Source organism: Streptomyces sp. NPDC031274 (genome assembly GCF_055570235.1).
Genome location: NZ_JBVIHP010000005.1, coordinates 131,524 through 155,810, shown reverse-complemented (window position 1 = coordinate 155,810; position 24,287 = coordinate 131,524). Strand labels below are relative to the sequence as shown.

Sequence of the window (24,287 nt, the reverse complement as noted above, 5' to 3'; positions counted from 1 at the left end):
CCTTCCTCGGCCCGTAGTCGTCTGCGGGCATCCCCACAGACGTCCGCAGGCGTCCCAGGCGCCCGCAGACGCCTACGGGACCCTTCCGTAGGCACACGACAGGAGAGAGCAGTGCAGCTGGTAGTCGCGCGGATCGGCCGCGCCCACGGCATCAAGGGCGAGGTCACCGTCGAGGTGCGTACCGACGAGCCGGAGCTGCGGCTCGGCCCCGGCGCCGTCCTCGCCACCGACCCCGCATCCACGGGACCGCTGACCATCGAGACCGGCCGTGTGCACAGTGGCCGCCTGCTCCTTCGCTTCGAAGGCGTACGCGACCGCACGGGCGCCGAAGCGCTGCGCAACACGCTGCTGATCGCGGAGGTCGACCCGGAAGAGCTTCCGGAGGACGAGGACGAGTACTACGACCATCAGCTGATGGACCTCGACGTCGTCACCACGGAGGGGCTCGAGGTCGGCCGGATCACGGAGATCTCGCACCTGCCCTCGCAGGACCTGTTCATCGTGGAGCGGCCCGACGGCAGCGAGGTGATGATCCCCTTCGTGGAGGAGATCGTCACCGAGATCGACCTGGAGGAGCAGCGGGCGATCATCGACCCGCCGCCCGGCCTGATCGACGACCGCGCGGAGGTCGCCTCCGCCAGGGACGACGAGGCTCCTTCGGGGGACGACGCCTGATGCGGCTCGACGTCGTCACGATCTTCCCCGAGTACCTGGAGCCCCTGAACGTCTCCCTCGTCGGCAAGGCACGCGCGCGTGGCCAGCTGGACGTGAACGTGCACGACCTCAGGGAGTGGACGTACGACCGCCACAACACGGTCGACGACACCCCCTACGGCGGCGGCCCCGGCATGGTCATGAAGACCGACCCCTGGGGCGCGGCGCTCGACGACGTACTCGCCGAGGGGTACGAGGCCGGGGCCCACGGGCCCGTCCTGGTCGTGCCCACGCCCAGCGGGCGTCCCTTCACCCAGGAACTCGCCGTCGAGCTCTCCGAGCGGCCCTGGCTCGTCTTCACCCCCGCGCGCTACGAAGGCATCGACCGCCGCGTCATGGACGAGTACGCGACCCGGATGCCGGTCTACGAAGTGTCGATCGGCGACTACGTCCTCGCGGGCGGCGAGGCGGCCGTCCTGGTCGTCACCGAGGCAGTGGCCCGGCTCCTGCCCGGAGTCCTCGGCAACGCCGAGTCCCACCGCGACGACTCCTTCGCGCCGGGCGCCATGGCGAACCTCCTCGAAGGCCCCGTCTACACCAAGCCGCCGCAGTGGCGCGGTCACGGCATTCCCGACGTGCTGATCAGCGGCCACCACGGCAAGATCGCGCGCTGGCGCAGAGACGAGGCGCTGCGGCGCACCGTCCGCAACAGGCCCGATCTGATCGAGCGTTGCGACCCCGCGGCCTTCGACAAGAAGGACCGCGAGATGCTCTCGATCCTGGGGTGGCGGCCGGGTCCCGACGGCCGATTTGGGCGGGACCCCGAGGCCGTGGAAGAATAGGCCGCTGCTGTACGTCCAGCGTGCGCCCCTGCCACAGGGGGACAGTCGCCCGCCCGATGTGAACAGCTATCGAATCCTCATCACGAACTTACCGCTGATGACCTGTGGCATCAGTGAAGAAAGCAGACGATCATGGCTAACCTGCTCGACTCCGTCGACAGCGCTTCGCTGCGCACCGACATCCCGGCCTTCCGCCCGGGTGACACCGTCAACGTCCACGTGCGCGTCATCGAGGGCAACCGCTCCCGTGTGCAGCAGTTCAAGGGCGTAGTCATCCGCCGCCAGGGTGCCGGCGTGCGCGAGACCTTCTCGGTCCGCAAGGTCTCCTTCTCCGTCGGCGTGGAGCGCACCTTCCCGGTGCACACCCCGATCGTCGAGAAGATCGAGCTCGTCAGCCGCGGCGCCGTGCGTCGCGCGAAGCTGTACTACCTCCGTGAGCTGCGCGGCAAGGCCGCGAAGATCAAGGAGAAGCGCGACAACTGAGCTCGCGCACGGGTCCACAGCGGGGCCGGATAGCATCTGGCCCCGATGGACACCGAAGCACAGCACACGGAGCGCGACCGCTCCTCCCCACCCACCGATTCCCCGAGCGCCGAGCGCGAGGGTGAGTCCGAGGGGGCGGAGGAGAGGTCGCGCTCCGCTTTTATGTCGCTCGTGTCCAGGGTGCCCGGCGGCAGAGTCACCCTGACGCTGCTGATCTGCATGCTGTCCCTGCTGGTCGTCAGCACCTTCGTGATGCAGCCGTTCCAGATCCCCAGCGGCTCCATGAAGCCCGCGTTCCGGGTCGGAGACCGGGTACTGGTCAACAAGTTGGCGTACCGTTTCGGTTCCGAGCCGCAGCGAGGTGACGCGGTCGTCTTCGACGGCAGCGGCTACTTCGGGGACGCCGACTACATCAAGCGGGTCGCAGGGGTGGGAGGAGACCGGGTGGTCTGCTGCGACGAGCGGGGGAGGATCAAGGTGAACGGCGAGCCCGTCGACGAGCCGTACCTGTACCCGGGGGACGCCCCTTCGAAGGTGCGCTTCGTCGCTGTCGTCCCCGAAGGCAGCCTGTTCCTCCTCGGCGACCACCGCAGCGACTCCCGTGACTCCCGCGACTATCTCGGTCAGCCCGGCGGCGGCATGATCCCCGTCGACTCCGTGATCGGCAGGGCCGACTGGATCGCCTGGCCCATCGGCCACTGGACCTCCCTGGAGCGTCCCGACGGCTACGCGCGCGTGCCGGCACCAGGCGGCGCGCATGGGTAACCGCGGGCGGACGCGCGACGCAAGCCACCGGTCCGACACCCGGCTGCCCACCGGATCCCGGCCCACCAGTGGCCCCGTACTGCCCGGAAGGGCCGAGCGGCGCAAGCTCGCGCGGAAGGTCAAGCGGCGCAGGCGACGCTCGGCGATCAAGGAGATACCTCTCCTCATAGGCGTCGCGCTCCTCATAGCCCTGGTCCTGAAGACCTTCCTGGTGCAGGCCTTCGTGATCCCCTCGGGCTCGATGGAGCAGACGATCAAGATCGGCGACCGCGTCCTCGTGGACAAGCTCACCCCGTGGTTCGGTGCCAAGCCCGCGCGCGGCGACGTCGTCGTCTTCAAGGATCCCGGCAACTGGCTCGAGAACGAGAAGTCCAAGAAGAAGAACGACCCCGTGGGCGTCAAGCAGATCAAGGAAGGCCTGACCTTCATCGGACTGTTGCCGTCCGACGACGAACGGGATCTGATCAAGCGCGTGGTCGGTGTCGGCGGTGACACCGTGAAGTGCTGTGACAAGAACAAGAAACTCACGGTCAACGGCGTCCCGCTCACCGAGCCGTACATCAATCCGGGTGACGATCCCTCGTCGTTCGAGTTCGAGGTGAAGGTCCCCGAGGGGCGCCTCTTCGTCATGGGCGACCACCGTTCCGACTCGGCCGACTCCCGGTTCCATCGCACCGAGAAGTTCAGCGGCACCGTCTCCGAGGACAGCGTGGTGGGGCGCGCGCTCGTGATCGCCTGGCCCTTCGGCCACTGGCGCAAGCTGGAGGAGCCCGATACGTACGCGACCGTGCCCGACGCGCGTGCGGGGTCGGACACCGCCATCGGGCCGTCGCATAGGGTGGCACTCGGCGATCGATACGGATCGACCGGACTCCCGACCCCTGCGGAACTCCCGCTCGTTATGGGAGTGGTGGGCCTGCATCGCATCAGGAGCGGGCAGCGGCACGGACTGAGGAGTGGATGTGGGGGATGTGGCGGTCGGCGCACGGTCCGGACACGGTGGGCCCGAGGAGCAGCCAGAGCGGTCAGACGAGCCGGAGGGTTCGGCCGCGGCGGAGGGCGTGAACCCCGGGAGTGACACCGCGGGCGCCAGTCCCGCACCCGGTGAGCAGGACGAGAAGCCGGCGAGGGGGCCGAAGAAGCCCCGCTCCTTCTGGAAGGAGCTGCCGCTCCTCATCGGTATCGCGCTCGTCCTGGCACTGGTGATCAAGACCTTCCTGGTGCAGGCGTTCTCGATTCCCTCGGACTCGATGCAGAACACGCTCCAGAAGGGCGACCGCGTACTGGTCGACAAGCTGACACCGTGGTTCGGCTCGGAGCCCGAGCGCGGCGAGGTCGTCGTCTTCAGGGACCCCGGTCACTGGCTCGACGGTGAGCCGACACCCGACCCGAACGCGATCCAGCGGGTCCTCGGCTGGGTCGGCCTGATGCCGTCCGCCGACGAGAAGGACCTGATCAAGCGGGTCATCGGGGTCGGCGGCGACACGGTCGAGTGCAAGGGCACCGGTCCGGTGAAGGTCAACGGCAAGGCACTGAACGAGCCGTACGTCTTCGAGGGCAACACCCCTTGCAGCGTCGACGACCAGGGCGGCCAGTTCAAGGTCACCGTTCCCGCGGGCAAAATCTGGGTCATGGGTGACCACCGGCAGAACTCACTGGACTCCCGCTACCACCAGAACCAGGCCGGCGGCGGCGCCGTCCCCGTGGACAACGTCGTGGGCCGCGCCATCGTGATCGCCTGGCCGCCCACCCGCTGGGCGACGCTGCCCAAGCCCGACACCTTCGACCAGCAGGGCATCAACACCGCGATGAGCGCGGCGCCCGCGGCCCTCGGACTCGCGGGAGCGGTTCCGGTCGTGCTCTGGCGCAGGCGTCGGCTCACGGTGGCCGCCGCCCAGGCCGCGAGGGTTTCTGGCGGAGGTACCGCCGGGTAGGGTGCCGTCCCAGATCACCGATCTTCCGCGCGCCTGTTCGTAGGCGCGCGGGGTCGTCTCCGATATGGGGGAGCACTGGGATGAGCAGGACACAACGTACGGACGAGGGCCACGGACGGCTCGGCAGCGTGCTGTCGGGCCTTGCCGTGGCCCTCGGCTGTGTGCTCTTCCTGGGGGGCTTCGTCTGGGGCGCCGTCCTGTACCAGCCGTACACCGTTCCCACCGGGTCGATGACGCCGACGATCGGCGCGGGCGACCGCGTCCTTGCCGAGCGGATAGACGGCAGCGAGGTGCGCCGGGGCGATGTCGTCGTCTTCAGGCAGTCGAGCTGGGGCGACCTGCCGATGGTCAAGCGTGTGGTCGGTGTCGGCGGTGACCGGATCTCCTGCTGCACGGACGGCAAGCTGATGGTCAACGGCAAGCAGGTCGCAGAACCGTATCTGCCCGAGGGGGAGGGCGCCGCGGCCACCGGAATCCCGGCCACCACGGTCCCCAAGGGCAACCTCTTCCTGCTCGGTGACGAGCGCAGCGGCTCCCTGGACTCCAGCGTGCACCTGGGCGACTCCAACCATGGCTCCGTGCCGCGCGGCGCGGTGGAGGGGCGGGTCGACGCGGTGGCCTGGCCGCTGGACAAGTTCGGGACCCTTGAGCGCCCGGTGGGCTTCGCCGACATGCCGGGCGGCATCTCAGAGCCGGGGCCCGTACGGCTCGTGGTGTGGGCGGTGGTGGCCGGTGCGGTCCTGGTCCTCGGCGGTGCCGCGTACGGCCCGGTGGCCAAGCGGCTGGGGCGTCGGCGTGAGCGTCCACAGAACCGCGATCGCGCTGGAGCGGGCGCCAGTGCCGGCTGAGGCGCAGCCGCTGCGCAAGGTCGCGCGGGTCATCTTGCTCGACCCGAGGGACCGGATCCTGCTGCTGCACGGCCACGAGCCGGAGAACACGGCGGACGACTGGTGGTTCACGCCGGGTGGCGGTCTGGAGGGCGACGAGACGCATGAACAGGCCGCACTGCGTGAACTGATGGAAGAGACGGGCATCACCGAGGTCGAGCTCGGCCCCGCCCTGTGGCAGCGGATCTGCTCGTTCCCCTTCGCCGGACGGCGCTGGGACCAGGACGAGCGGTACTTCCTTGCGCGTACGTCGCAGACGTCCACGCAGGCCACAGGGCTGACGGAGCTGGAACGGCGGACTGTCGCGGGAGCGCGTTGGTGGACGTGCCAGGAACTGACCGAGGCACATGAGACGGTGTATCCGACCAGGCTCGCCGAGCTGCTTCGCAGGCTGCTCGACGAGGGTCCTCCGAGCCGGCCCGAAACCCTCGACACGGAAATCGTGTAGAGGCTTCAGGGGCTGACGCACAATAGGGGGACGCACGGCTGAAGGGGAACATGCCATGAGCGCCGAGGACCTCGAGAAGTACGAGACCGAGATGGAGCTGAAGCTCTACCGGGAGTACCGCGATGTCGTCGGTCTGTTCAAATATGTGATCGAGACCGAACGGCGCTTCTACCTCACCAACGACTACGAGATGCAGGTCCACTCGGTCCAGGGTGAGGTTTTCTTCGAGGTGTCCATGGCGGACGCCTGGGTGTGGGACATGTACCGGCCCGCACGGTTCGTGAAGCAGGTACGTGTCCTGACGTTCAAGGACGTAAACATCGAGGAGCTCAACAAGAGCGACCTCGAGCTGCCGGGAGGCTGAGCCCCGAGGCTGGGTTCACCGGCGCGGGTGAGCGAGTTATCCACAACGTGTGACTCGTCCACCAAGATCCACAAGGTTCGGGGCCGAGCCCCAGTGTGGATGTCGGAGGTGGTGCCGACATGAACGCACGGGGGGCACTCGGGCGGTACGGCGAAGATCTGGCCGCACGGCGGCTCGGCGAAGCCGGAATGACGGTTCTGGAGCGCAATTGGCGCGGTGGAAGAACCGGCGAGATCGACATCGTGGCCATGGACGGCGAAGCGCTGGTCGTCTGTGAGGTCAAGACGCGCAGGGCCGGTCCGGTGGGCGCGGGGCTGTATCAGCATCCGATGGCGGCCGTGGACCGGGCCAAGGCGGAGCGGCTGCGGCGCCTGGCCCAGCGCTGGATCGAGGAGCGTGGCGGCCCACCGCCGGGCGGGGTGCGGATCGACCTTGTCGGCGTGCTCGTCCCGCGCCGCGGCGCCCCCGTCGTGGAGCACGCGCGGGGGGTGGCCTGATGGGATTCGCGCGTACGTGTTCCGTGGCCCTCGTGGGAGTCGAGGGCGTGGTCGTCGAGGTGCAGGCCGATCTGGAGCCGGGCGTCGCGGCGTTCACCCTGGTGGGGCTCCCGGACAAGAGCCTGACGGAGAGCAAGGACCGGGTCAGGGCCGCGGTGGTCAATTCGGGTGGGGAGTGGCCCCAGAAGAAGCTCACGGTGGGCCTCAGCCCGGCGTCGGTGCCCAAGGGAGGCAGCGGCTTCGATCTCGCGATCGCCTGCGCGGTGCTCGGCGCGGCGGAGCGGATCGATCCACGGACCCTCACCGACATCGTGATGATCGGCGAGCTGGGGCTCGACGGGCGGGTGCGGCCGGTCCGGGGAGTGCTGCCCGCGGTCCTCGCCGCGGTGGACGCGGGCTATGAGCAGGTCGTGGTCCCGGAGTGCACGGCGGCCGAGGCGGCACTGGTGCCGGGGGTCTCGGTGCTCGGGGTGCGCAGCCTGCGGCAGCTGATCGCCGTGCTGACCGATGAGCCGGTCCCTGAGGAGGAACCGGACGAGCCGGGGCGGCCCGACCCGATGCTCGCGGGGCTCTGTGTGCCCGGAACGGGCATGGGTGCGGGCCTCAGCGGCGGTCTGGAGGACGCCCATGCCCTGGACCTCGCCGATGTCGTCGGACAGACGTCGGCCCGGACCGCCGTGGAGGTGGCGGCGACAGGCGGCCACCACCTCTTTCTGCAGGGCCCACCGGGCGCGGGAAAGACCATGCTCGCGGAACGGCTCCCGGCGATCCTGCCCCGGCTGACCCGGGAGGAGTCCCTGGAGGTGACCGCCGTCCACTCCGTGGCGGGCATGCTCCCACCGGGCAAGCCCCTGGTGGACGTCGCGCCGTACTGCGCGCCGCACCACTCCGCGACGATGCAGTCGCTGGTGGGCGGCGGCAAGGGAGTCGCGCGGCCGGGGGCGGTTTCGCTGGCTCACCGCGGGGTGCTTTTTCTGGATGAGTTGACAACATTGTTACGTATCCCGTACAATACGGACATAAGGGATACGAACAAACGTGCGAAACGAGCTGAAGGGACAACCGGCCGGAATCTACCTCCGCATCAGCGACGACAAAGAAGGTCGTGAGCTTGGTGTTGCTCGTCAGGAGGAAGATGACCGCCGTCTTGCCGACAGGCTGGGCGTGAATGTTGTCGAGGTCTACAAGGACAACGACATCTCCGCCAGTACCCGCACAAAGAAGAAGCGTCCCGACTACCGCCGGATGCTGCGCGACGCCGAGATGGGTCGCATCAAGGTCATCATCGCGTACACAAGCGCCCGCATCACGCGTCGGCCGCGCGAGAACGAAGACCTCATCGACCTCGGTGAACAGCACGGCGTCGTATTTCAGTACGTCGCCTCACCCGCCTTCGACCTGAACACCGCCAACGGTCGGATGATCGCTCGCATCCTCGCTGCCAATGATGCAGGTACGGCAGAGACAACGGCCGAACTCATCACCCGCAAGAAGCTGGAGCGTGCCCAAGCGGGTGGCTTCCATGGGGGCGGTCGCCCCTACGGGTACGAGAAGGATGGCAAGACACCGCGCCTCTGTGAGATCAAGGTCGTCATGGAGGCCGTGCGTCGCATCGGCGCCGGAGAGAGTCAAGCGTCGGTGATCCGCAGCTTCAACGACCGGGGCACGAAGACGGCTGACGGCGGCTTGTGGGCAGTCGGCAACTTCAAGCGCACGGTCACCAAGCTTCGGTACGTCATCTTTGACGACAACGACCCAGAGCGCCGAGGTACCCGCGAACACAGCTCCGGTACGTACCGCGCGGAGTGGGAAGGCTTCGTCACCCGTGCAGCGCACGGGCTGATGATGGCTCAACTCAAGAAGGACAGTCAGCCGTGGGCTCACGGGCTATCTAACGGCCGTCGGTACCTGCTGAGTGGTCTTACCCGCTGCGGCAGCTCCTTGGCCACTGGTGAGCCGTGTACGGCCGCGATGTACGGCCAAGCACGGAAGCGGGAGAACGGCACGAGTCAACGGCGCTACAGGTGCAAGGGTCGTGACAACTTCGCTCGTGAGGTCGGATGCGGCAAGGTCTTCCGGGACGCAGCGGCGTTGGATGAGTTCGTCACGGAAGCAGTGCTGCGGCGGTTTGATTCGCCGGACATCGCACGGGTGCTGACGCCGCAAGAAGACGCGACCAAGGTAGACGAGCTGGTCAAGGAACTGGCCGGCTTCAACCTACGACGCCAGCAGCTCGCCGCTGAACATGCGCTCAAGCCGTACGAGGACTACGACATCATGCGCGCCACCATCATGAACGCGATCGGTGAGACAGAGAAGAAGCTCAGCAAGCTTCACCTCGGGAGCGCTAAGACGCTGCTTCCTACCACTCAGCCGATGCGTGCGACTTGGGAGACCGCAACCATGCCGTGGAAGCGAGACATCATCAAGCTGGTGATCGAGCGCATCATCGTGCACCCCGGAAGTCCAGGCGGCCGAACGTGGAACGGGCACCGCTTCAATCCGGATCACGTCGAGATAATCTGGCGAGCCTAGCGTTCGCCTAGCACCAAAAAAGGAGCCGTACCTCTTGGGTGCGGCTCCTTTGCGCGTTCGCCTACTCTTCTATTTGCTGCCCTTGGACCAGTTGATTGACTTGGGCAATCACGACCTGGTCTTCTATCTGAGTGGGCACGCCGCTTGCTTGTGTGGATTTTTCTAGCCACTCGCTCATAGCTGGATCGTCGTTCATCTTCTCGTTCTCCGCTTACTTTTCCATTGTACGACAACCCCCGTTTTCTGTGTTCGTTTCGGTGTTGTGGTTACGTCAAACTCTCTATTAATACCCCTGTTGAAAGTGCATAAATGGATATAGGGCCAGGAACAAGCCGGCCCGGAACCTACCCAACCCGAGTGGAGCAGAAATGGCAATCGTCAGTAAGAAGGTTTCCGACCTGACCGGAAAAGAAGGCGATGACAAGCAGTTTGCTGCGGTCGTCGTCCGGCAGCACCCGGACATTGACCAGCCCAAGGCGCTGGACGTCCTCGTCCCCGAACTCAAGTCGTTCTCGGACATCAGCGATGACCTCGTGATCTGTGAGGTCACGATGCCCGACGGAACCAAGCGTGACGTGTACGTCCCGCTGGAGGAGTTCAACAAGGCTGCACCGGATATGCCGAAGGTGCTCAAGGAAGCACGCGGTACCCGTGGTCGTGTCCCTGGAACCCGTGTCGGTAACGGCAACGGGTAACCCCCCCTATTTTCGTCTCCTGCCAACGCTCCCGGCAGTTGAGACGGAACACCCCCCGTTCTGACATTGAAGGATGTTGGAACGGGGGCTTTTTACTAGCTCCAACAGAGAGTAGATGTTGTAAATTCTACGGTTTGCAGAATTGTAGATATCTGTCATAACTAATTGCAGGACGGGAGAAACCCGGACTTACTCGACTGTCGAGTATGGCATTACCTGAGGAGTAGATTCCTATGGGACGTGGGCGCGGAGGACGTGGCGCAGGACATCGGCTGTCGAACGCCGAGATCGAGAAGATCGCCCGGGACGACGAGGACCAGCAGACGCGCGGTCACAGCGGTGGCTGGCAGGACGCAGAACACGGCTACATCGACAACAAGCCGGTGACCTTCGCCCTCGGATGGGGATCGAAGGAGGGTGAAGTGCTTCTGGCTGACGGTCATATCGACGCCAGCAATCGAAGCATGTCACTGTTCTGGAGGAGCTCCGGCCACAACCACTATGGCAAGGGGCGAGGACCCAACGCCAACGTGAAGGACCGCGGGATGTATAGCGGCCCCGGCGCCTAAAAAGTGCCGACCAAGGTTGCCCGTCATCTCATTGTGAGATGACGGGCAACCGCGTAAAATTAGAGAGATTATGAAAAAGAACTTCACCCAACCATTTGAGAAATCGAACACAAGCGCTGTCACCTTATTGATTGAGGTGACTAAAGATGGCTTCCTTCAGCTCATCACAGAAGACGAACTCGACGCTTTTTATGCCGACACATTAACTATCAAGTTAGATCGTCACAAGGATCTGACGTTACAGCTAGCCGAAGCGCTACATAACAACAACTTGGAGCTAGTGAGTTACCGCGAATTGGTCCGCGAAAGTCTCGCAATCTTTAGTTATGCGGATGACACGCCAGGAAGAGTAGAAGATATTGTCTGCATTTACGTCCTAGTCGAACGTACGGTGCGGGACGTGCCTCACGAGCCGGACCAGAGTGTAAATATAGTAACCCTTGAGCAGTACATGGATAATCTTCGCGCAACCGGTATGCCTGTTGGCCTATTAGAAACAAGCGTGAGTCGCTTGCTTCAAGAACGTTCGCTACTTGAAGAATCTCATTAGAACGACAATCACTGCGCCCCCTAGCCCCCCTGCGACGAATGTGCAACGTTTCTGTGAAGCGCCTTAATTCCGCCTTGCTTAGGGCTTGCACTGTGATACTTTCTCACGTCTCACCAACACCCCTACCCCCGTTGACATTATTCGCACCGGTGTTGTAATCCCCGCCTAGATACTTGTATTTGTATAGCACCCTCCCCATAGTGAGATGTAGGAGTGAGCGCGATCATAGACGGTCGCCCCAATCCCGCAACAAGCCGAGCAGTATCACTGCGCTAGTCCAGCACTCACCGAGCGTTGATCTTATTTTGTGTGTCTCTCGACTTGGAGATTTCGTGTGTAACTGAAAGGAGGGGTGCCTATAAAAGAGAACAACAGAAACCCTAAAGCGAAGCCAGCAACGAACCTGCACTGGTTCGAGCTTCATTTCCCTCACGAGCTGACCGCGGCCGACGGAGTCAAGGCTCTTCAGCCGCTGGCCTACCGACCCTTGGTCGGCTGGCTCAAGCAGACGCCGGCGACCGTCCTTGAGTTGCGGGCATCATCCGGTGGTGACATCCGCTGGTGGGTCGGGCTCGACCACCGCATTGCCGGTGCGCTGCCCGGTCAGATGCAGGCGCAGCTTCCCGGCCTGGTGTTGATTCCCTTGGATCAGCCGTTGCGACCCGTGCCCGTGGTCGCGGCCGATGTCCGGCTGTCGAATCTCGCGCAGCCTGTCCGTACGGACATGGCCGCCAGCATCACGGCCGGACTCCTCGACATCATGAATCATCTGCCTAAGAGGCAGGCCGTCGTCATCCAGTGGGTCATCGGGCCAGCCCAGACGAGGCGTAGGAAACCGCAGCAGTTCAACATCGCTCGTGCCCTCGGCCTGGTCGCCGTGGCTCACGAGACAGCCGACGACAAGCGGCTCTGGAAGCAGAAAGCTCTGGAGCCGCTTCTTTTAGTTCGGGGCCGGATCGGTGCCCGAGCTCGTGACGGTGAAGCCGCTCGCCTTTTGATACAACGCCTGGGCGAAGCGCTCCAGCTTGCCAGTAGCAGTCACGGTGAACTCTGGATTACTCGACCTACCTCCCGCAGCGTCCACCAGCTCGACCACGCCACCGCGAACAACCGGTGGTCGGGCGTCCTCAACGTGGCTGAGCTTGCTGGGGTGATCGGCTGGCCGGTAGATGGAGCTGGGTCACGGCTCACGCGTCGCGGTCGTCAGTACCCAGCGCCACCACAGATCGTCGCGCCGGTAGAAGGACGCCATCAACGGAGCGAGCGTGTCCTCGGCGCCGGCCTACAGCCAAGTCAGCGCGACCAACTGGTCACGCTACCGATAGAAAGTGCACTCCACCACCTGCATGTCGTGGGGCCGACAGGAAGCGGCAAATCAACGCTGCTGGATCGGCTGATCCAAGCCGACGTCCGCGCCGGTCGAAGTGTCTTCGTTCTCGAACCCCGAGGCGACCTCGTAGAAGCGATCCTGGCCGGCGTGCCCGCGGAGCGACGTAAGGATGTTGTGGTCATCGAGCCGGGCCAGGCCGAGAAGGTCGTCGGCTTCAACCCGCTAGCCGGATCATCCGAGGACGCCGAGCAGCGTGCCGACCACCTGTTGCATTTGTTCCGCGAGCTCTACGGCAACAGCATGGGGCCACGTAGCAGCGACGTTCTCCTGCACGGCTTCATTGCGCTTGCCCGCAGCAACCAAGGGACACTTGCCGACCTTCCAGTCCTGCTGACCAACGCAACCCTCCGGCGTCGCATGCTCGCAGCCGTGAGTGACCCGCTCGTCCTGGCACCATTCTTCGCCTGGTACGACGGCCTCTCGGAAGCCGAGCGGCAACAAGTCGTCGCGCCCGTCCTCAACAAGACGCGTGCCTTCTTGACCCGCACGCCGATCCGAAGACTGCTCGGTCAAGCGCGCCCGCGGTTCAACCTGGACGAACTGTTCCACCGTCCGCGCATCGTGCTGGTGAACTTGAACACCGGGGTCATCGGCGCGGAGACAGCGCAACTCCTCGGCGCGCTCCTGGTGATGCAGCTCTGGCAGGCGATGCAGCGCCGGGCGTTGGTTCCTGCGAACCACCGTCAGCCGGCCATGGTGGTCATCGACGAGGTCCAAAACTACCTACGACTCCCGGTAGACCTCGGCGACCTGTTCGCCCAGGCACGCGGACTTGGTGTCGGCCTCACCGTGGCACATCAGCACATGAGCCAGCTCACGCCCAAGATGCGGGCCGGGATCACCGCCAACGCCCGTAACCGTGTCGCCTTCCGTCCAAGCACTGACGACGCGTCCGGACTGGCAAACGTCCTTGGCGGCGGGCTGGTGGCGGATGACCTCGCACTACTCGGAGCGCACGAGGCGTACGCCGAAGTCCTGGTGAACCGAGCGCCGAGCGCTCCGTTCCTGATCCGCACGCTCCCACCGGACAGCCAGGTGTTCAGTGATCCCACCGACCTACGACGCGAGAGCGCGTCACGGTACGGGGTGGTCGGCTCCGACCTGGACGACGAACTACAACGGCGCTGGCAAGGAGAGCCCTCGACGTCCAACGCGCCGATTGGCCAGCAGCCACGGAGGCAGTCATGAGGACTTCGCTCCGTGGTTCGCGTCGGCCTTCGCTCCGTGTTGGTCGCGCTGGTCACCTCCTCTCTGTTCCGGAAGAACGAGCGCCAGCGAATATCTCACCTACAGGAGTCTCCTTATGGTGAGACCGTCCTCGATCCCGACGGCGCGGGTGGCTCGGCTGCGCAAGCGGCTCAGCGAGCGTGACTTTGCCGTCCTCGGCATCTTGCAGAGGGTGCGACTGGCCAGTCTTCGACAACTGCAACGCCTGCTCGTGACGGATGGATCGCCAGCAGCAAGGACACGTCGAGCTCAGCTCTTGCTCACCCGACTTACGGAGCTTGGCCTCGTGACGCGGTTCTCTCGAACCATCGGCGGCATCCGGGCGGGGTCATCCGGCTACATCTACGGCTTGAGTGGCCTGGGACAAGCCGTCCTCGACACGAGCGGCCCGCTCGGCGGCAAGCGTCGCCGCGTCTGGGAGTCGAAGCCGTACTTCCAAGACCACATGCTCGAAGTCTCAGAACTGTACGTCCAACTGGTCGAGCAGCACCGGCTAGGTCACGGTGACCTCCTGACGTACGACGCTGAACCAGCCGCCTGGCGCCACTTCACCGGCCCCGGTGGTGAGTTGGTTCAGGTCAAGCCTGACGCCTTCGTACGGATAGGCACGGCGGCCATCGAGCACAGCGCGTTCATCGAGGTCGACATGACCACCGAGACGCTACCGACCATCCAGCGCAAGAGTCAGCGGTACATCGACTACTGGCGTAGCGGCGTCGAGCAACAGTGGCACGGCGTCTTCCCGAAAGTCGTGTGGCTGGTGCAGAACGAGCACCGAGCCGAGCGCATTACCAGCGTCATCAAGAAGCTCGCCACTGACGCACAACAGTTGTTTGCTGTCGGCATCCTCGGCAACAGCGCGAAGCTGCTGAGCGGAGGTACTCAAGGAGCGGCCGCATGATGACGAAACCACAATGCCGCAGCCCACCCTGAGTCTTAACAAACCGAACCAAAAGCGTTTAACTGGAAGGAGAAACTTATGAGAGATGAAATCACACGGACCAACATGGGGGTTGAGACCCCTGAACTTCTGACAGTACGCGAGGCGTACTTGCGTCTTCGGATCAGTAAATGGAAGCTGTACGACCTGATCCGCTCCCACCTCCTGGGGTCGGTGCAGATCGGAAGACGCCGGTTCATACCGACTGGCGCTATACGGTCGTACATCCAGCAGCTAGAGCAGCGGGAGTCCTTTGCCTGATGGCTCGCTGTAATGCAAACGGCGAGGGCACGATCTACCGACGGAAGGACGGACGGTACGAAGGTGCCGTCTACGTCCTCACAACCGCTGGTACACAAAAGCGGGTACGCGTCTATGGCGCGACCCGCGCCGAGGTACACACAAAACTGACAGAAGCCAAAGCAAAGAACGATCAGGGGGTACCGGCAGCAGAGAGGAGCTGGCTGCTCGGGGACTACCTCGACTATTGGCTAGAATCCGTCATCAAGCCCAATCGGCGACCAACAACTTATGAGGCGTACGAGGGTAATGTACGGAACTATCTTAAGCCTGGCCTCGGTGCATTGCGACTCACCCAAATAACCGTACCCGTACTCCAGCAGTTCTTAAATCGGGAACTAGGGAATGGCCGTTCGGTCCGCAAAGTACAAATGCTCAAGGAAACACTCAGCTCGGCACTCAGCCAGGCAATGCATGAAGAGCTATTGACTCGGAATGTGGCGCGGCTCGTAAAGCTCCCTGGTCGTGAGAGTGACGACATTGAACCGTGGACTCCCAGCGAGGTTACGCAATTCTTTAATGCCGCCAAAGGTCATAGGTGGTATCCGGCGTTCTTGCTCGTCGCACTCTATGGTTTGCGTCGTGGTGAAGTGCTCGGGCTGCGCTGGAAGGACATAGACACTAAAACATCCGTCATACGGATTCGCCAACAAGTAGTTCGCGCAAACAAAACTATCTATATAGGTCCGCTTAAAACGCGGGCCGGACGACGAGATCTACCGTTACTTCCAGCCGTACTCGCGGAGTTAGCGGGATACGGAGCCCATCACCTGAACACGTCGGAGGACGATCTTGTCTTCACTACCTCCACCGGGAACTCAATCGAACCAAACAAGCTCACGGAAGCTTTCTTTGCCGTCTGCACTCAGTACAACCTAAGGAAGATTAAGCTACACCACTTGCGTCACACTGCCGCGACAATTCTTAAAGATCTAGGTGTACCAGCACGCGATGCTCAGCTCATACTCGGCCATAGCAACATCTCCATCACACAACAGATCTATCAGCACGACACAATGGACTCACGCCGCAGCGCCATGCAACGCGTAGGGAAGAGCGTGCTTCCGTCCGTCGCTTTGCTGCGGGCGTCACCGGATGTGGTTGACGGCAGTGGTAGCCGTCAAAGTAGCCGTCAAACAAGAAAAAACCCAGCATCTCTACTGGGGTCATTCTTTGGTGCGGGTACAGGGACTCTAACTCGGAACATGCCAGTTCGGGGTGGAGTGCAGGAGCGCGTAATAGAGGTGGACAGCTTCTTGCAGGAAAGCCGCAGACGGTGGTTGATGGGTGTCGTTGCCGTCAGCGCTGCCGTCAAAGAAACCAGGGGCGAGGAGCCGGAGCTTGCCGCGTAGATCGAGCTGACCAATCTGACGCCGGCCACGGTCAGTTGATCCGCCCCACCTAGCTGCGCGGCACACGTGAGCTGTGCGGTAATGCTGCTGTGGATCAAAACTCGTTGCGGAAGCTCGTGGAAGGCCAGCTCCTTCGACTTGAGGGCAATGCCTTCCAAGACTGCATGGATCGACTCGGGTTGGAGCTCTACCCCGGCGACTACCAGCCCGTGCGGGCGGCTGGGCCGAGGGGCGACACCAAGAACGACGGCTACTGCCCGAAGGCCCGGGTGTTCTTCGCGGCGCACGCAACTCGCGGTGAGACGTTCGCCAAGACCAAGGGCAAGATCCGCGGTGACTTGGAGGGCTGCCTCAAGGAGCACCGGGAGGTGAAGGTGTGGCGCTTCCTCACGAACGACACGTTGCCCGGCGAGGTCGACCAGTTCGTCGACAACACGCTTCGCCCCCTGTACCCCGACGTCACCATCGAGGTCTGGGGACTCAAGAGGCTTGCCGATGAGATCAGCAAGCTCAAGCAGGGGCAGGTCGACAAGATCATCGACGTCATCACGACGACCACCAAGCCGAAGTCTTCGGATAAGCCTCAAGCCGTACGGCTCATCCACATCAAGACGGGACGTGATCTCTGGCCGATCCTCTCCATCTCCGAGGCTTGGATGCCAGCAGTCGAGCCAGACGGTTGCACGGAGGAAGAGGAGGACCTCATCGACGCTGCCGTGCAGACCTTCACGGACTGCCTTGAGATTTCTGAGGACATTGAAGTATCTCGCTCTTCTGTGCGGGACGCTCAACGAGGTATCACCGGCCTCCTGGACGAGTTGAACGGCAAGGGACTCGCCGTCTACGCGGGCACCATCGATAACCACCCCATCGGTGGTGGCCCTTCACCGATGCTAGTGAGCATGGCGGTATTCAAGGTGGTTCGATTACGAGGTGACCGTCCCACGCCAGCGTAGTTCGAGCTGTTCAATGCTGCGCCGGCCTGAGGCCCAAGAACAGCAGGAGCCACCATGCCTGCTATCGGTGATGGATCTGCACAACCATCAGCTATCGCGCCCTCGTTGTGGATGTAATCGATCCGACCTGCTACCTGCACCAGCTCGTGATGCCGCGCGCCCGACGGGGCGGGGCGTTGTTCTAGGCCGGGGGCACCTCCCACGTGTGAAGACGTGAGGACTCGCGTAAGTACCTGGCTTATCGCGATCAGAGACCGGCAGGACTTATGACCACTGATCGGCAGCCCAACGGTCTCGCTCAGCGACGAGTTCCGTCTTCGTAACCTTGATCGCGCTGAGGTCGATCCCACCGAGCGGGAACGTCCACTGCTCGCGAGCAAGGCGTAGGTCCCGCTGTGTCAGATCAGCACTAAAGAGACCGGCAGCTTCGAGCTTTTCCAAGATGCTCTGGTTGGTCGTCTCCACTACACCCCAGTGCGTGTCGTCTGTCAGAGTCACGCCTGACCACTCCTTAGCGATGATCTCCAAGCCCTTCTTCGTCGTACAGCCGAAGCGATGGAGAGCAAGAGCCAGGTCAATCACCATACTGGGCCAGTGAGACAGCCACTGGTCATCGACGGCGGCCGGGGTGATCCACGCACTGTCACCCTCGTTCGTCACGTAGTCGACGTACAGCCGCTCTTCACGGTCAGCCTCAATACTGTTCCGAAAGATCCAGTCGACGTCGTTTGGGCCGTCAAGATAGAGGCTGCGACGCAGAGTCTCCGTGTAGTTCCGCACCTCAGCACGATCCGCCGGGCGTCCCGCGATGACGCGTACATAGATGCCACGAGCCAGGTGACTGTAGAACTGCCGCATCTGGTCTCGTACCGCCTCGGCGTCAGACCAGCCCATACGCACGACATCGAGGAGAATCAGCATCTTCGCCGCCTCCTCGCTGGCGAGGCCATCAATCACTGCCGCACCTCGACTGCGCCCAGCCTCTTGGAGGTGAATGAGGTCATCCCGAAGCGTGCCGACATGTTCGGCAAGCAACCCAAGACCCTCAGCGATGAGTTCGAACCGCTCAGCCTTAGGTACGTTGAGGATGGCGACCACGTCTCTGGGCTTCATCCCAGCAGGCTACGGCGCTGGAGTGGCGTGAACCAGTGGGTATCCACACCTCGAAGTCGGCAGCCTCCTCTGTGATCGGACAGGTTGAGTTCCCTACCTCCTGCTCGCTTTCCTGGTGCCGCTTAAGTGGACACGCCCACCACGTCACCGCGAGCAACGGAAGGACCGGCGATGGACCCACTCCGGTGGGAACAATGAACGCCCTGCCCCACCTGGATGAGCAGAGACGCCGTCGAATAGAGCTACATGCCGGGTAGCGGTGACTGGTAGGCGTAGAGAACAGTTCGCTGACTGTTGAGGGCGTTCTTAAAGTTTCTGTAGATGTTCTTATTGAACGGAACCAGTTCGATCGGCACATTCGCGTATCCACCCCATCCCTCTACCTGTTGCCGGGTGGCATGATGCACGCAGTAGTTGAATCGGTCGTAGCGCGGCGGCTCGTTGAATAGGAACCAGAAGTAGCCAAACTCCTCGGGGACACGCGCCGTCGCGCGACGGAGGTCCTCAGTACCTGCATCAGCGATGTACTTGGAAGGTGCCTTCTCGATGAGACCTGCGATCTCATCGAGAAGGCCAGCCACGAGGTGACATAGGTACAGCGACGCAAGCAGCTTGGCCTGACGTTCGTAAGGTTGATCAATACCGATTCCAGTACTACGGCTATGCCAGTTACTCCTCTCATGCAAGTCGCGGGCGGCATCCTTCGTTGGATGAACAAACTTGCCGAGGAAGGTGTAGTGGGCTTCGATTCTGGCATTCACTCCAGCATCGATGATGTCGTTGATCTCAAGGTTGTGGAGCAGCGCATCGTAGGCAAGGTAGTGCTTGTATCGCCACGCCTCGGCGTCTACGTGCCCTTGAATAGCCTTCTTTGTGTCCTTACTGTGCTCGTAGTACTGGAAGTACTTGTTATCCTTGAGGCGCATCAGCTCAGGCTGGAATTCTTGGAACTGGAAAAAGTGAACAGGGACCATGTGGGTAGGGTCATCCTTGTCCTTCAACCCCTCAAAGACATACATGATCCTATGCTTGGCCCGCGGGTATCTCTTTACATCAATGTAAGGGGCAGTGTCGGCGGACTTAAGTCTTTCCAACTCCTCTTGCGCTTCTTTGACTCGTGCCTTGAACTGTCCTTCGGTCAGGGACTCGGCTGACAAGTCCTGCAATTGGAAGAACTTGTGACCGCGACACATAAGCATGAAGATGAGGTAATTCTCTAGCAGTGGCCTACTCAGCCCGAGAGAGTCGGCCACCCTGTCACGCTCCAGGAGCAAGAGACAACTGTCTGCTGTTTCGATTCGAAAGTTCACGAAATCGAAAAGATCTCCATACAAGGAGTATTCAATCTCGCCAGTGCCGATCTTCCCGTTCCATTGACAGTACGCATCGATCATTGTGCGAGTAGCATCGTTGACGCGCTGAATCTCTTGGTCCAGAACTGCTGACATTTTCTCCTCCAGAGTGAGGCTATCCGGCAAGCCAAAATATAGCTGTGATTATTCCCCCGATGGTCGACGCTAAAAACACGTCCCCTTGGAGCCTGGCCTGTATGGCAGGTTCAGCCGGGATTCGCACAACCACCACATGGGCTCTGCGTCGGAAAATTCGCCTTCGTGGTCCCCAAATAAGTTGTGGCAGTAGCGGTTTTCTTGCTCGTCGAGCCATGGCTGAATCCTCTTTATCTCTACTTCCATTATCCTCCTTCTACCTCTGTTGATCAACACTCTTCACCTCCGTTAGCGTCGTACTATCGACAACACCTTAGAGGTGTAGTAACTCAGATATCAGCTCTCCCATGAGAAACACCCGCATCATCTCCTGTTGCTCCTCTGGGAACTGCCGGAAGATGCGGGTGAGTTCGTTCTTGCGTATCTGCTGCCGTACTACAAACACGACGTACGGGAAGTAGTCGGCGGTGCTTGCCTCGACGGCCCGCCAGTACCCCGCCACCTTCTCCCGGATACGTGCTGGCTGTTCGGTACTCAGGTCGATCTCTAAGAAGAATGAGCTGCTGCGTCCCTGCTGAGGGAAGTCCAGCGCTACGTACAAATCAGCGCGGACGCTTGGAGGAACGGGCCGTTCAACCTCCCAAGCGGTGACCGTGAGGACGCCAGCCTTCTCCGCTCGCCGTAGTTCCAAGTAGGTGTCGGCAATCATGAGGGCGTGGTTGTTGACGTTGGGCGATAAGCGCCCGTCGACGTCCAGGAGCAAGCGGCCAGCGCGGCCGAGCTGGTAGACGAACGCCCCTGCCCCACCCTTGGTGCCGGTGGCTCTCCGACCAACCCGTGACAGGTAGCCAAGCCGCACCAACCGGCCGAGCACCTTGTCGGGAACCGAGTGCGACCGATCCCCAAACAGCAGCTCAGTGACGTGGGTTGAAGCCACCTGAGAGAAGACGTGCGTGAGCCTGAGTACGGATAGGTCGCGGTCGGTCAGTTCCAACGTCCGTCCTCCGTCCGGATAGGCCACGGTGTCTTCGCTGGTCAGACTGGCTACAGGTATAGGGGTAGACCTACGGTTCGCCTACCCCTGAGCTACGGGGTTCGCCTACGTCGGATACTTCATGAGGAACGGAAGCGGAAGTCACCGGTCAGACAGTGCAGCCTTCTAGAGTTTTCCAACTAGTGGAGGGGAGTGTCGTCTTGTTCTGTACGAATGAACCCGACTCGTGATCGGTCTTGTAGTTTGTTTTCCAGTAGCCGCCGGATCGATATGGTCGCTCCGAAAGAGTCCAAACCACCCCTCGGGAATCCTTGAGTGAAATTTCCAAAGCATCGCGGTTACTGCTGCTGATAAACCCAGACGCGCCACCCGGAAGCGCGGGCAGTTTGGGAACGGAGACTTTGAGGTTGGCGTCTGTGAGTTCCCAGCGCGTGCATGCTTCGAGGACTGTGAGGGTAACGTAGCGATATTGATTCTGCGAGTAAGACAGGCGAACGACGAGGTTTTTGATGGCCGCGCCGCTTGGGTTGGTTACGGTAATTCCTTTTTCGCTGGCCTCAATTGAGTAGTAGATCTGCTTGATCTGAGCCTCGCGAGTGTCCTTGGCTCGCAGCTCATCGGTGTCGTTCTTCGCCTTGCAGGCCACACCCAGACCGGCGATGGAAACGATCACAGCGACTCCTCCGATGACGACGCTTGCCCATACTGGTCGCGTGTCAGTACTCACGGTTCCCCCCAGAACTATGGTCCCGCTCGGTCTGCGGGATGATGTTTGTACTCATGTTCGCCAGAGCCCTACATGATCACTCCTAGCGCTTTGACCCGTTGCTATCTGGTGACAAAACTGCCTGACAGGAAGTCATCTGTCGAATGGGCGTTCGGCTGGAAAGGTAACTCCCGGGTTTCGCCTACGTCTCCAGCCCTTCCATCCGTTCGCGCCAGGCTTCGGCGGTACGCGTCGCGGCATCGCACTGGTGCTTTATGGCGGCGGCCCCACACGTTGGTTTCGTGCTCGACCATTCCTTCAAGGAGTGGGTCATCTCCTTGGCGTCGACCAAGCCGCTCCGCCACTGCCTCGATGTCGCTCAGAACATCCCCGAGGTATTCAATGCTCCGGCTGAAGTAGGCCAGTTCCGACAGCAGGTTCTGTACGCTACGCATCGCTTGAACTCCTCGGTCCACCGAAGCGCGGTCGGCGGGTAGGTGCCGCTGAGGCCGGCTGACCGCCACGCCGCTGCTTAATCTCCTCGTTCACCGCTGCCGCGGAACGGCCGTAAGCCGCTCTCGACCGGCGCCGTGCGTCGTCGGCAAAGCCCGTCGCATCAACAGGTGGCAGCGTGAGGCCAGTTACGGGTGCACTCACTCCGTCACTCGTCGCCAGACGGGCCAGGATTTCGAATCGACCCAGGCTGGTGAAGTCCTCCTCGGTGACACTGTGGCCGAACTGGCGCGCGAAATCTCGGGCTTCATCGGCAGAGGTCTGGAAGGCGACGGTCGACCGTGCGTTGTTCCGGGTAGCGTCTTGCAGTTCACGAGTGAGCTGCCCAAGGTACTGGTGCGCCACGGTCACGGCGAGACCAAGCGAACGCGCCTGAGCGAACCAATCTGCGGGCGAGATCGGTAAGTTGATCATGTCCTGGAACTCGTCGAGGTACAGCATCGTTGGTTGAGCCGGGTTCGCCGCCCCGGCCTGTACCGCACTCCACACCGAGTTCAGCAGCAGCGAGCCGAGAAGCCCGGCCGTGTCCTTGCCCTCGGTGGCCCGGCCGAGGTTAACGAGCAGGATCTTCCCATCTCGGATGATGTCGCCAAGGTTCACCGTGCTCACGCTCTGCCCAATGATGTTCCGGATGCTCGGCCGGTTGTTGAGCTGCCAGATGCGGTCAAGGATCGGTTGGAAGTGCGTTGCCCGCACCCGCGCGTCACCGAACCCCTGCCACCAAGCGGCCAGCTCCTCGATATGCGCGACACCTCGAACCAGCCGCTTGCTGAACTCCTCCTGATCCGGCCTCGGCACGGCTAGCGCCCCGATGTCCGCGAACGTCATCGGGGCAGCAGTCCCAGCGCTCAACATGAGCGTCAGGATCAGGTGGTAGAAACCCTGTCGAACCCTTACACCTCGGGCGTCCTGCGGGTACAGGTGGTCGAAGAGCCTTTGGATGTCGGCGGCCACCACGTACGGCGACCCCTGCAAGACGTTGAAGCCCAGCGGGTAATCCGTGTCGCGCACGTCCAGGAGGACGACGTCATGGAGCCGGTGCTCTGGCACCCGCGCCAATGCCTCCTTGAACAGATCGCCCTTGCTCTCGATGAGGATGACGCCACGACCGGCGTTCATGTCCTGTGCGATGAGGTTCGTCAGCAGCGCCGTCTTACCGCTGCCGGTTGGCCCCACGACCTGTAGATGCCATGTCGATTCCAGCGGCGACAAGGCCAACAACCGCTCGTTGCCCGGAAAGTTGGATCTGGCGACTACCCGCCCCGTACGGGGGATCGCCCCCGTGGCGGCAAGCTGTCGTGTCCGGGAACGAGGAAGCCCCGCCACATGCGGACTGCCAACCGGCCAGCAGATCAGGCCGACCAACTCGGAGCCGGCCAGCTGCATTGGAAAGAGGGTTGGCACCGCCCGTTCGTGGACGCGTGAGATCACGCGTCCTGCGGTCGTCAACCGCTTCTTGAGTCCGTTGTCGGCATGGCCAAGGCTGGCGAGGCTGGTTCGTACGCGTGATACGAGCTGGCCGCTGCGTTGCTTGCTCGACGCCTTCACGGCCACACGGAGGACAGCGAGAAAGTTGGGCTCGGACAGCTTGGCTCGTCGGTCGGTGATCTGGTCGCGGTCGACCCGGCCGCCGAAGAGACGACCACCAACACCAGTCGGCACCGCCGCCTCGCGTTGCTGCGGTGGTCGCTGTCGAAGTGCCGGTGACACCACCCACTGAAGAAGCAGCGCTTCACTCCGACCGAGCCCCTGAAAAGAAGCGAGCAGGCTTGCTGACATGGCCTCGGGGCTCGTGGTGCCGAGGCCGCGCCGTGAGTTCGTCTGACCCAGCTCCACCGCGGCCGTCCATTGGTGGGTCGGATCATCCGCGCCTGCCGGCGTGGCGGTAGAACCAGGCACCAATGCCCGCAGCTGAGCGGTCAGGAAATCGGCCGTACCTTCCGGGACCACCAACCGGTACTGGATGCCCGTCTCACGCGCCTCGACCTCGAACACCATGGACGAGACGTTTAGGAGCCGCCGCGGTCCGGTGGTGAGTGTGCCGGAAATAGCATGCAGCCACGTACCCACTTGGTCGGCGCCGAGGTTCGACGGGAAGTTCAGACGGTAGATCCGGGTCGTCACC

At 62.6% G+C, this 24,287-nt stretch carries 26 protein-coding genes and 1 pseudogene; 20 read left to right on the top strand and 7 right to left on the bottom strand.

The features are described from left to right. Positions 1-111: 111 nt before the first annotated feature. The 12 genes and pseudogenes from rimM to ACZ5CR_RS10750 all read left to right on the top strand — a co-directional run bounded on the left by rimM (position 112) and on the right by ACZ5CR_RS10750 (position 9,409). Positions 112-675, top strand: a complete 564-nt coding sequence (gene rimM, locus ACZ5CR_RS10805) for a ribosome maturation factor RimM (RefSeq protein ID WP_468855850.1) — start codon at positions 112-114, stop codon at positions 673-675. Continuing rightward, on the top strand, positions 675-1,496 hold the full coding sequence (trmD, locus tag ACZ5CR_RS10800; protein ID WP_468855848.1) for a tRNA (guanosine(37)-N1)-methyltransferase TrmD: 822 nt from the start codon (positions 675-677) through the stop codon (positions 1,494-1,496). The genes rimM and trmD overlap by 1 nt, the downstream gene beginning before the upstream one ends. A gap of 132 nt (positions 1,497-1,628) precedes the next feature. Continuing rightward, positions 1,629-1,979 (top strand): 50S ribosomal protein L19, encoded by a 351-nt coding sequence (gene rplS, locus ACZ5CR_RS10795; protein ID WP_351165399.1) that lies wholly within the window; start codon positions 1,629-1,631, stop codon positions 1,977-1,979. Positions 1,980-2,024: 45 nt separating this feature from the next. Then, positions 2,025-2,744, top strand: coding sequence for a signal peptidase I (gene lepB, locus ACZ5CR_RS10790; RefSeq protein WP_468855846.1), 720 nt, complete (start codon positions 2,025-2,027; stop codon positions 2,742-2,744). Then, complete coding sequence (gene lepB / locus ACZ5CR_RS10785) at positions 2,737-3,822, top strand: signal peptidase I (RefSeq protein WP_468855843.1); 1,086 nt, start codon at positions 2,737-2,739, stop codon at positions 3,820-3,822. The genes lepB (ACZ5CR_RS10790) and lepB (ACZ5CR_RS10785) overlap by 8 nt, the downstream gene beginning before the upstream one ends. Next, a complete protein-coding gene (gene lepB / locus ACZ5CR_RS10780) occupies positions 3,707-4,678 on the top strand; it encodes a signal peptidase I (protein ID WP_468855841.1) in 972 nt (323 codons plus the stop codon). Before lepB (ACZ5CR_RS10785) ends, lepB (ACZ5CR_RS10780) begins: the two co-directional genes overlap by 116 nt. Positions 4,679-4,758: 80 nt before the next feature. After that, entirely contained in the window at positions 4,759-5,526 is a 768-nt protein-coding gene (gene lepB / locus ACZ5CR_RS10775) for a signal peptidase I (protein WP_468855838.1), read from the top strand. Continuing rightward, positions 5,516-6,013, top strand: coding sequence for an NUDIX hydrolase (locus ACZ5CR_RS10770; protein WP_468855836.1), 498 nt, complete (start codon positions 5,516-5,518; stop codon positions 6,011-6,013). The genes lepB (ACZ5CR_RS10775) and ACZ5CR_RS10770 overlap by 11 nt, the downstream gene beginning before the upstream one ends. A 55-nt stretch (positions 6,014-6,068) precedes the next feature. Then, positions 6,069-6,377 (top strand): DUF2469 domain-containing protein, encoded by a 309-nt coding sequence (locus ACZ5CR_RS10765; protein ID WP_003965949.1) that lies wholly within the window; start codon positions 6,069-6,071, stop codon positions 6,375-6,377. Positions 6,378-6,496: 119 nt separating this feature from the next. Further along, on the top strand, positions 6,497-6,874 hold the full coding sequence (locus ACZ5CR_RS10760) for a YraN family protein (protein WP_468855833.1): 378 nt from the start codon (positions 6,497-6,499) through the stop codon (positions 6,872-6,874). After that, a pseudogene (locus ACZ5CR_RS10755) lies at positions 6,874-7,857 on the top strand (YifB family Mg chelatase-like AAA ATPase); the annotation flags it as partial. The gene ACZ5CR_RS10760 and the pseudogene ACZ5CR_RS10755, both read left to right, overlap by 1 nt. 55 nt (positions 7,858-7,912) lie before the next feature. Then, a complete protein-coding gene (locus ACZ5CR_RS10750) occupies positions 7,913-9,409 on the top strand; it encodes a recombinase family protein (protein WP_468855830.1) in 1,497 nt (498 codons plus the stop codon). Positions 9,410-9,470: 61 nt separating this feature from the next. Here the strand turns inward: ACZ5CR_RS10750 and ACZ5CR_RS10745 are convergent, their stop codons facing one another. Next, positions 9,471-9,605: a hypothetical protein gene (locus tag ACZ5CR_RS10745; RefSeq protein ID WP_468855827.1), complete on the bottom strand. Its 135-nt coding sequence runs from the start codon at positions 9,603-9,605 to the stop codon at positions 9,471-9,473. A 172-nt stretch (positions 9,606-9,777) separates the two neighbouring features. Here ACZ5CR_RS10745 and ACZ5CR_RS10740 point away from each other — a divergent pair, with 172 nt between their 5' ends. The 8 genes from ACZ5CR_RS10740 (at position 9,778) to ACZ5CR_RS10705 (ending at position 17,388) form a co-directional block, all read left to right on the top strand. Continuing rightward, positions 9,778-10,104, top strand: coding sequence for a hypothetical protein (locus tag ACZ5CR_RS10740; RefSeq protein ID WP_468855824.1), 327 nt, complete (start codon positions 9,778-9,780; stop codon positions 10,102-10,104). A gap of 233 nt (positions 10,105-10,337) precedes the next feature. Beyond that, on the top strand, positions 10,338-10,673 hold the full coding sequence (locus ACZ5CR_RS10735; RefSeq protein WP_468855822.1) for a hypothetical protein: 336 nt from the start codon (positions 10,338-10,340) through the stop codon (positions 10,671-10,673). A 70-nt stretch (positions 10,674-10,743) separates the two neighbouring features. After that, positions 10,744-11,223, top strand: a complete 480-nt coding sequence (locus ACZ5CR_RS10730) for a hypothetical protein (protein ID WP_468855820.1) — start codon at positions 10,744-10,746, stop codon at positions 11,221-11,223. Between the two features lie 352 nt (positions 11,224-11,575). Beyond that, positions 11,576-13,801 (top strand): type IV secretory system conjugative DNA transfer family protein, encoded by a 2,226-nt coding sequence (locus ACZ5CR_RS10725; RefSeq protein ID WP_468855818.1) that lies wholly within the window; start codon positions 11,576-11,578, stop codon positions 13,799-13,801. 115 nt (positions 13,802-13,916) lie between these two features. Next, positions 13,917-14,741 carry a replication-relaxation family protein gene (locus tag ACZ5CR_RS10720; protein WP_468855815.1) on the top strand — a complete coding sequence of 275 codons (825 nt, stop codon included), beginning with the start codon at positions 13,917-13,919 and terminating at the stop codon, positions 14,739-14,741. A gap of 78 nt (positions 14,742-14,819) precedes the next feature. Then, positions 14,820-15,041, top strand: a complete 222-nt coding sequence (locus ACZ5CR_RS10715) for a helix-turn-helix domain-containing protein (RefSeq protein ID WP_468855812.1) — start codon at positions 14,820-14,822, stop codon at positions 15,039-15,041. After that, on the top strand, positions 15,041-16,432 hold the full coding sequence (locus ACZ5CR_RS10710; protein WP_468855810.1) for a tyrosine-type recombinase/integrase: 1,392 nt from the start codon (positions 15,041-15,043) through the stop codon (positions 16,430-16,432). Before ACZ5CR_RS10715 ends, ACZ5CR_RS10710 begins: the two co-directional genes overlap by 1 nt. Before the next feature lie 104 nt (positions 16,433-16,536). Further along, entirely contained in the window at positions 16,537-17,388 is an 852-nt protein-coding gene (locus ACZ5CR_RS10705; RefSeq protein ID WP_468855808.1) for a hypothetical protein, read from the top strand. 264 nt (positions 17,389-17,652) lie between these two features. On the opposite strand, the gene ACZ5CR_RS10700 is transcribed toward ACZ5CR_RS10705, so the two are convergent. The 6 genes from ACZ5CR_RS10700 to ACZ5CR_RS10675 all read right to left on the bottom strand — a co-directional run bounded on the left by ACZ5CR_RS10700 (position 17,653) and on the right by ACZ5CR_RS10675 (position 24,286). After that, positions 17,653-18,501 carry a hypothetical protein gene (locus ACZ5CR_RS10700; protein WP_468855806.1) on the bottom strand — a complete coding sequence of 283 codons (849 nt, stop codon included), beginning with the start codon at positions 18,499-18,501 and terminating at the stop codon, positions 17,653-17,655. Between the two features lie 242 nt (positions 18,502-18,743). Next, the gene (locus ACZ5CR_RS10695) at positions 18,744-19,949 is read right to left on the bottom strand and encodes a hypothetical protein (protein ID WP_468855803.1); all 1,206 of its coding nucleotides are present in this window, start codon (positions 19,947-19,949) and stop codon (positions 18,744-18,746) included. A 313-nt stretch (positions 19,950-20,262) separates the two neighbouring features. Next, positions 20,263-20,943, bottom strand: coding sequence for a replication-relaxation family protein (locus tag ACZ5CR_RS10690; protein WP_468855800.1), 681 nt, complete (start codon positions 20,941-20,943; stop codon positions 20,263-20,265). A 148-nt stretch (positions 20,944-21,091) separates the two neighbouring features. Then, positions 21,092-21,616, bottom strand: coding sequence for a hypothetical protein (locus tag ACZ5CR_RS10685; protein WP_468855798.1), 525 nt, complete (start codon positions 21,614-21,616; stop codon positions 21,092-21,094). Between the two features lie 155 nt (positions 21,617-21,771). Continuing rightward, on the bottom strand, positions 21,772-22,104 hold the full coding sequence (locus ACZ5CR_RS10680; RefSeq protein WP_468855796.1) for a hypothetical protein: 333 nt from the start codon (positions 22,102-22,104) through the stop codon (positions 21,772-21,774). After that, on the bottom strand, positions 22,097-24,286 hold the full coding sequence (locus ACZ5CR_RS10675; protein WP_468855793.1) for a type IV secretory system conjugative DNA transfer family protein: 2,190 nt from the start codon (positions 24,284-24,286) through the stop codon (positions 22,097-22,099). The genes ACZ5CR_RS10680 and ACZ5CR_RS10675 overlap by 8 nt, the downstream gene beginning before the upstream one ends. Position 24,287 lies beyond the last annotated feature (1 nt).

Bases quoted from the DNA above. Each gene is read 5' to 3' on its own strand.
- trmD (WP_468855848.1), top strand. From the start codon at position 675: ATGCGGCTCGACGTCGTCACGATCTTCCCCGAGTACCTGGAGCCCCTG.
- rplS (WP_351165399.1), top strand. From the start codon at position 1,629: ATGGCTAACCTGCTCGACTCCGTCGACAGCGCTTCGCTGCGCACCGAC.
- lepB (WP_468855846.1), top strand. From the start codon at position 2,025: ATGGACACCGAAGCACAGCACACGGAGCGCGACCGCTCCTCCCCACCC.
- lepB (WP_468855843.1), top strand. From the start codon at position 2,737: ATGGGTAACCGCGGGCGGACGCGCGACGCAAGCCACCGGTCCGACACC.
- lepB (WP_468855838.1), top strand. From the start codon at position 4,759: ATGAGCAGGACACAACGTACGGACGAGGGCCACGGACGGCTCGGCAGC.
- ACZ5CR_RS10765 (WP_003965949.1), top strand. From the start codon at position 6,069: ATGAGCGCCGAGGACCTCGAGAAGTACGAGACCGAGATGGAGCTGAAG.
- ACZ5CR_RS10760 (WP_468855833.1), top strand. From the start codon at position 6,497: ATGAACGCACGGGGGGCACTCGGGCGGTACGGCGAAGATCTGGCCGCA.
- ACZ5CR_RS10745 (WP_468855827.1), bottom strand. From the start codon at position 9,605: ATGAACGACGATCCAGCTATGAGCGAGTGGCTAGAAAAATCCACACAA.
- ACZ5CR_RS10740 (WP_468855824.1), top strand. From the start codon at position 9,778: ATGGCAATCGTCAGTAAGAAGGTTTCCGACCTGACCGGAAAAGAAGGC.
- ACZ5CR_RS10735 (WP_468855822.1), top strand. From the start codon at position 10,338: ATGGGACGTGGGCGCGGAGGACGTGGCGCAGGACATCGGCTGTCGAAC.
- ACZ5CR_RS10730 (WP_468855820.1), top strand. From the start codon at position 10,744: ATGAAAAAGAACTTCACCCAACCATTTGAGAAATCGAACACAAGCGCT.
- ACZ5CR_RS10720 (WP_468855815.1), top strand. From the start codon at position 13,917: ATGGTGAGACCGTCCTCGATCCCGACGGCGCGGGTGGCTCGGCTGCGC.
- ACZ5CR_RS10715 (WP_468855812.1), top strand. From the start codon at position 14,820: ATGAGAGATGAAATCACACGGACCAACATGGGGGTTGAGACCCCTGAA.
- ACZ5CR_RS10710 (WP_468855810.1), top strand. From the start codon at position 15,041: ATGGCTCGCTGTAATGCAAACGGCGAGGGCACGATCTACCGACGGAAG.
- ACZ5CR_RS10700 (WP_468855806.1), bottom strand. From the start codon at position 18,501: ATGAAGCCCAGAGACGTGGTCGCCATCCTCAACGTACCTAAGGCTGAG.
- ACZ5CR_RS10695 (WP_468855803.1), bottom strand. From the start codon at position 19,949: ATGTCAGCAGTTCTGGACCAAGAGATTCAGCGCGTCAACGATGCTACT.
- ACZ5CR_RS10680 (WP_468855796.1), bottom strand. From the start codon at position 22,104: ATGCGTAGCGTACAGAACCTGCTGTCGGAACTGGCCTACTTCAGCCGG.